Source organism: Enterococcus hailinensis, from assembly GCF_045862035.1.
GTDB lineage: Bacteria > Bacillota > Bacilli > Lactobacillales > Enterococcaceae > Enterococcus_A > Enterococcus_A hailinensis.
This window is the reverse complement of sequence record NZ_BAAFRV010000037.1, coordinates 1-6651: the sequence shown is the minus strand read 5'-3', so window position 1 is coordinate 6651 and position 6651 is coordinate 1. Positions and strand designations below refer to the sequence as shown.

6 protein-coding genes and 1 pseudogene are annotated in these 6651 nt (G+C 31.1%); 5 read left to right on the top strand and 2 right to left on the bottom strand.

Going from position 1 to position 6651, the window contains the following annotated elements; genetic code table 11:
- Window positions 1-133: 133 nt before the first annotated feature.
- Window positions 134-628 (top strand): annotated as a pseudogene (locus ACKTSC_RS13140) (IS3 family transposase); the annotation flags it as partial.
- Here the strand turns inward: ACKTSC_RS13140 and ACKTSC_RS13135 are convergent.
- Window positions 584-850: a hypothetical protein gene (locus tag ACKTSC_RS13135; RefSeq protein WP_311859778.1), complete on the bottom strand. Its 267-nt coding sequence runs from the start codon at window positions 848-850 to the stop codon at window positions 584-586. The pseudogene ACKTSC_RS13140 and the gene ACKTSC_RS13135 sit on opposite strands and share 45 nt — an antisense overlap.
- Window positions 851-1026: 176 nt before the next feature.
- On the opposite strand from ACKTSC_RS13135, the gene ACKTSC_RS13130 reads away from it, so the two are divergent.
- From ACKTSC_RS13130 to ACKTSC_RS13120, 3 genes are all read left to right on the top strand, one after another.
- On the top strand, window positions 1027-1815 hold the full coding sequence (locus ACKTSC_RS13130) for a Cof-type HAD-IIB family hydrolase (protein WP_311800643.1): 789 nt from the start codon (window positions 1027-1029) through the stop codon (window positions 1813-1815).
- A gap of 180 nt (window positions 1816-1995) precedes the next feature.
- Complete coding sequence (locus ACKTSC_RS13125; RefSeq protein WP_311800642.1) at window positions 1996-2439, top strand: DUF305 domain-containing protein; 444 nt, start codon at window positions 1996-1998, stop codon at window positions 2437-2439.
- A 120-nt stretch (window positions 2440-2559) separates the two neighbouring features.
- Window positions 2560-3435, top strand: a complete 876-nt coding sequence (locus ACKTSC_RS13120) for a magnesium transporter CorA family protein (RefSeq protein WP_376713405.1) — start codon at window positions 2560-2562, stop codon at window positions 3433-3435.
- Between the two features lie 628 nt (window positions 3436-4063).
- On the opposite strand, the gene ACKTSC_RS13115 is transcribed toward ACKTSC_RS13120, so the two are convergent.
- A complete protein-coding gene (locus ACKTSC_RS13115; protein WP_071858781.1) occupies window positions 4064-5254 on the bottom strand; it encodes an ATP-binding protein in 1191 nt (396 codons plus the stop codon).
- 333 nt (window positions 5255-5587) lie between these two features.
- Between ACKTSC_RS13115 and ACKTSC_RS13110 the strand changes: the two genes are divergently transcribed.
- Window positions 5588-6139: a tyrosine-type recombinase/integrase gene (locus ACKTSC_RS13110; RefSeq protein WP_407856412.1), complete on the top strand. Its 552-nt coding sequence runs from the start codon at window positions 5588-5590 to the stop codon at window positions 6137-6139.
- The last annotated feature ends 512 nt before the right edge of the window (window positions 6140-6651 follow it).

The window sequence follows — 6651 nt, the reverse complement described above, 5'->3', positions numbered from 1 at the left end:
GATTCAGCTCAACAATCATCTGTTTGAAATTTTCTTCGTATCGGGTCATAAAATCCATCCTCTCGTAGATAAGTTTAATTTATTTCTGTCTCTACGAAAAGTTGTCTAAGATTTGATACTAACACCAAAAATGCCAAATGAGAAATGGCTAACAGATATTACCGAGTTTAGGATTCCCGCAGGGAAAGTCTATTTATCCCCATTGGTTGACTGCTATGATGGCGCCGTTATTAGCTGGACTATTGGAACAAAACCTGATGCAGAATTAGTGAATACTATGTTAGACGCTGGACTCGCTACCCTTCAAGACCAGGAGCGTCCAATCGTTCATTCTGACCGTGGTGCTCATTACCGATGGCCCGGTTGGATCGAACGAATGAACAAAGCGAACTTGCCTCGTTCCATGTCTAAAAAAGGTTGCTCCCCAGATAACTCAGCGTGCGAAGGTTTCTTTGGACGATTAAAAAATGAGGTGTTTTACCAACGTGACTGGAAAAACACGACAATTAACCAGTTTATGAATCAATTGGATGACTATATCTATTGGTATAATAATCAACGGATTAAGTTATCTTTAGGGGGACTAAGTCCTCTTCAATATCGGAAGAAGCAAGGATGTATTGGTTAAAAAAGGTCCAGAAAAACATCCGCACCCCCAAACCAACATTTTATTATGGCCCTTGACATTTCTTTCTGTTAAACCATCGTAAATTATGTAGAAGTCAATAGTTGTTTCTTCACCAATATTTTCCACTAATGTGCGTAGCATAACTTCTGTGTAAATCGCATATCTATTATCTGTGGCAGTAACAATTGGAATTCTTTTTCTATTTTTTTTAATTTCACCCATGAAAATCTTCCCCTTTTCTAATCTAGAAACAATATATAATCTTCACTGTAAAAAAAAGCAAATTATATGCAATTAAAACATTTTTTTTTATTTAATTTAATTAATAAAATCGCTTTACTTTTATTTGTTTATCTATTATGTTATTTTTAGTAGTGTATGGAAATGGAGGAGGTTCTATGAAGCTAGCTGCTATAGATTTAGATGGAACGTTATTAAATTCCAAAGGTCATGTAACACAGGAAAATGTACATGCACTTAGAACTTATCGTAATAAAGGCGGAATTGTTGCTATAGCGACAGGAAGATCAATTATTTCTTTAAAAGATACATTGATGAGTTTGGAAATTATGGACTACGCATTAACTTCTAATGGTGCTTTAATAGGTAAAATTGGGCCGTTTTCTCAAGTCAAAAAAATCAGTCTCCAAATGATTGAACCATCAATTGTCAACAAAGTTCTTGAATTTGCAAAAAAAATGCAAGTAACGATAATTGCCAGTCGAGAGACCCATGACGTAACTTTTTCTTTTTCTAATCAATATTTAGAACTAGATACTCCCTATGGACAACAATTTTATTTATCTGACAAAAAATATACATCGATTGATACTGAAAGTTATTTAAAACTTGCTCTAACTGATCATAATCACGAAAAATTAAATGTTCTACAAGAATTGTTAACTGAAGTCAATATTTCAAGTGTCTTTTCCGATAAATATTTTCTAGAAGTAACTTCTAAAAAAGTTTCTAAAGCGGAATCTTTAAAATTTTTGTCACACTATTTAGAAATTAACAGAAGTGACATCATGGCTTTTGGTGATCAACAAAATGATCTTGAAATGTTACGTTACAGTGGTGTGGCCATTGCTATGGACAATGCTGTCCCATCTGTTAAAAAATATGCTGATTGGATCACTAAAACAAATGATGAATCTGGGGTAGCCTTTATTTTGAATAGTATTTAATTGTAAAGCCCCTCTTATTAGCCATTGCAATTTAGCTAATTAGCATAACCAACATTTACAAAATATCTTATTTTTATAGAAATAAAATAAATAAATTTAGATTCTAAATATTATATTTTTTCAATATTTAAATATATTTTTTGTTTCTTTATTTTTTAATAGACGGGAGAAGATTTAATAATGAGAAAATACGGGAAATTTTTAGGGATGATTAGTGTTTCAACTGTCTTAATGTTTGGAATGATGTATTTAAATGTGTACAAAATCGATCATATCTTTTTTAGTCAAACTAGGTTTTTTATGGCACTAATGATGGGAGCGATAATGGCGATTACCATGCTTTCATTCATGTGGAAAATGTATGACAATAAAAGAGTAAATATAACGATTCTTTTTGTCAGTATTTTTTTATTTTTTGGTTCATTATTTATGGTGAGAAGTCAAACTGCAGTAAATGATGCTGATTGGATGAAGGCAATGATCCCGCATCATTCAATCGCCATCTTAACTAGTAAGCGAGCAAATCTAACTAACCCTGAAGTTAAAGAACTCGCTAAAAGAATCATTGATACTCAGGAAAAAGAAATTAAAGAAATGAAGAAAATGTTAGATGAAGGCAAATAATCGCAGTTGAACTAAAAATTTTATACTCTATTCTCGGAAAGGATGAAAACCATGATTCAAAATTTTAGGATTGGGTCAAAAAGCGGTATACAAGAAAATAAAAGTGAAGAGAGTAATTAGATCGCTTTAGAAAATGCAACCGAAGAAGAACGAACGCAACTTATTCAAAAATATAAACTACCAGAAGAGATATTTATCGGAGCCAATCGTGCAGAAGAAGTTTCCCATCTAATGCCTTTAGAAAATACTGCACTGAAAAATGCTTATGTTTTAGTTTTAACAAATTTATCTGCAGCTAAAGAAGAGACAATTGAAGCACGACTAGAGCCGATTATTTTTATTGTCTCCGATTCCTTGCTGATTACTTACATGACTAAAGATTCATTTTTTATCGAACGTTTACTAAAAAGATATCAGAATAAAATAGAGACATTTGAAGGCTTGCTCACTTATAGTATTTTTATGATATACAACCATTTCATTCAAGAATTGATAGAAATAGAAAAAGAAATTGATGAGTTAGAAATTGCAGCAAGAAAAACAACTGAGAACAAAGCACTGTTTAAACTTGCAGATACTGAAAGAAAAATGATTTATATTGATCATACTTTAGCTGGTCAAAAATCAACATTAGCAACGTTGTGGGAAAAAGAAGAATTTGTCAAAACAATTGATGACCAAAAAGTTTTATATGATATTCAACTTCATCAAAAGCACGCTGAGGAACTGGTCAGAATTTATAGGGACCTTTTAGAAACGGTTGGTGGACTATTCACGGATATGATGGATAACAATTTAAATCATTTGATGAAATACCTAGATTCTGCTGCCTTAATAATTTCTATTCCTGCACTTATCTCTGGTATCTGGGGGATGAATACCGGTGGTCTACCTGGGAAAGAATCACATTTCGGTTTTTTTATGGTCGTGGCCGTTGCTGTTTTGTTAGCAATTATAGTTGGAATCCATATAAAAAGAAAAGATTTCTCCAAATGAAAACCTCTATATAATTAGCAAATTGATATCATAATATGGTGTTAGTATCAAATCTTAGACATCTTTTCTATTGACACTTCATAGCGGCCTCTACTAAAATGTGTCCAAGATATTGACTCAAATCCAGTTCAACAACAACGAAAACACTGTACACACATATAGAAAATGATGAGACAACCGATGCTTTGAATTCACTTTAATGATGAGCTCTAAAATTTCTAAATCTAACTAGTTTTATCGTCCATTATTCCATCACTATATTAGATGATTGATAACAAACAAATTAAGCACTACCTTAATGTTGATTAAGGTAGTGCCACTGGTAGTAAAGTGTTTGATTCTAGATCTATGAACTATTGCAATGACTAATCTAATTAAATATCTTAGCCGCTTGACTGTCAATAGGACAAGCGGATTTTTTCTATAAAAAAATTTTACTTACATGATAATTATTTTCTAAAAATACTATTATCTTGAATTTTCATAGTATTAATTTTTTCTTTCCTCTATTCAATAAGATATCAATTGTCTTAAAATAAACCAAATGAGCTTAGAATCGTCCTCAGACGACCTGTATTTACCAAATTCAACAAATTTATAGTTAATTTAGATGTAAAGAAATTTTCCTCTACTCTAGCAACCAATCTACAATATATTTAATCTCGATTCCGTCAATTTGATTAACTTCTTGATAACGACCAGTAATTAGTATTTTTTTATAATTGTCTTTTATATTATTCAGGTTATCTGTTTCGTGAGTATTTGATGGAATGTCATAAGCTACCTGAACATATAATATATCGTCCAGTTTTTTCGCAATAAAATCTATTTCCTTATCTCCTAAACGCCCCACACTGACATCATACCCACGCCTTCTTAGTTCAAGATAAACTATATTTTCAAGCCTGTTGCCGTAGTTCCCCTCTCTTCGCCCTATAGCATTTCTTCTAAGACCAGAATCCACAATGAAATATTTCCCATTTGTTCTAAGAAATTCACGCCCACGAATATCATATTGTTGCACTCGATAAAATAAATAGCCAGCTTCTAACAATTCAAGATATCTATTGATAGTAGGAACAGAAGTTGACACACCTTCACTTTTTAGAGTATTAGCTATTTTTGTTGCATTAATTAGTTGTCCGATATTATCAGCTAAGAAACTGATAATTGCCTTTAGTGTAACGGAGTCTTTAATCCCTGATCTAAATGCAATATCATTGAGTACAATTGCATCAAAGATTCCTTGAAGTATAGTGTCTTTTATTTTTTCATCAGCTAGAACCACCGATGGGAAACCGCCATATTTTTCAAATTCACTATATGCTTGATCAACATATCTTGAATCGGGTGCTATTTCATTTACCTGAAGAAATTCACGAAATGATAGCGGATATACTAAAATTTCAATATATCTTCCACTTAAAAGAGTAGCTAATTCTCCAGAAAGCATATCAGCATTTGAACCAGTAATGGTTATGTCACAATCAAAACTAGTGTTGAGTCCATTAACCACTTTTTGCCAACCATCTACTAATTGAATCTCATCAAAAAGGAAGTAAATCTTGTCTGAATTATTAGGTAACAGTTTATCGAGGACCATTCTGAATTTTTTATCGGTATTGATGGTCTGGTATTCATAACTTTCAAAATTTATATATACAATATTAGAAGATGCTATTCCTTGATCGACTAAATATTCTCTGTAAAGTTTCATAAGAAAAGATTTTCCAGATCTTCGAACACCCGTCAAAATTTTTATAAAATCGGAATCTTTAAATTGGAGAATTTTATCTAAATAAAATGGTCTATCAAACATAATTATCTCCACCGCCTTTCTGAATTTAATATTAACACATTTAAAGCAAACTTTAAATATTAATAGTTTTATATATATTTTAGACCTTAAATTAAATTATTCGGTGATACAATAAAAAATAATCCAATCTTTAAAATATGTTTTTTTATGAGTATATTTAAAGATTAATTTAAATAATATAATTGAATGTTCTGACTTCACTATTTTATCTAAAATCATGAACTCAATAGCCTAAGTTTATTGAGTTTTTATTTTCACTTTTTGCAAGTTCATTATTATGTTACTATATAAATAAAATAATGATGTCAGAATAGTATAAGGATGGTGAACAATTTGAACTACAATGTTCAGCCACTTCGAACCAATGAAGAGATTCAAGATTTTCAATTTTGGTTACGACGAACTGCAAATCCAGAAAGAGATAGTTTTCTATTTTTGTTTGGTATAAATAATGGCTTACGAATTTCAGATATAGTGAAATTAAAAGTTGGAGATATTCGAGGCGTTTTGAAACCGATTATTACTGAACAGAAAACAGGTAAGAAAAAACAAATCTATATTCAAAACTTAAAAAATGAAATTGATCACTACACGAGAGATATGAATGATGAAGATTGGCTCTTCCCTAGTCGGCAGCAAGGTGGTCATTTAAAACCCAATACGGTTTATAAAATGTATGCTGAGATTGCAAAAAATCTGAATCGTAATGATATTGGAACTCATACCTTGAGAAAAACATTTGGCTATCACTATTATAAAAGAACGCATGATATAGCAACATTGATGTTTATCTATAATCATAGTTCACAAGCAATTACTAAAAGATATATCGGAATCACCGAAGATGAAATTGGGGCTTCTCTGGCTGGATTTAAATTGGGTTAAATAAAAAGAGTAGACCAATTCTACTCTTTTTTGCCTATAATTAATGAGTAAATTGATGGTAGAGTAGCAACCCTTAAACAACGCTTTATACTATAGACGGTTTGAATGAATATATTGCATTAGTAATAAAAATTCATCAACATTTCTTTTGCGATATTTATATCATGTTTTTAGTTTACTCCATTTTAATTGATTATCTAACTATCTATTTCTAACCTCATTCTGGTTGATTTTGTGTTGTCTTAAATTTATTGTATTCCTTAGACTGATCAATGATATCTTTCTTCTTTTATCCCGCAAATTATCCATATTTTATACTCACGGACTCTAAGAATGACCATCATATTTTCATGAGAACAAAAAAAGCCGTTTTATATCATTAATTGGGTTCTGTTGCAAAGTTTTATCAAAACGTCTATTTAGTGTAAAATAGCTGAAACGAAAACATTAGGAGAATAACCATGTCTCATTTTAAAGGCAAACAATTTGAAAAAGATATCATCATGGTAGCC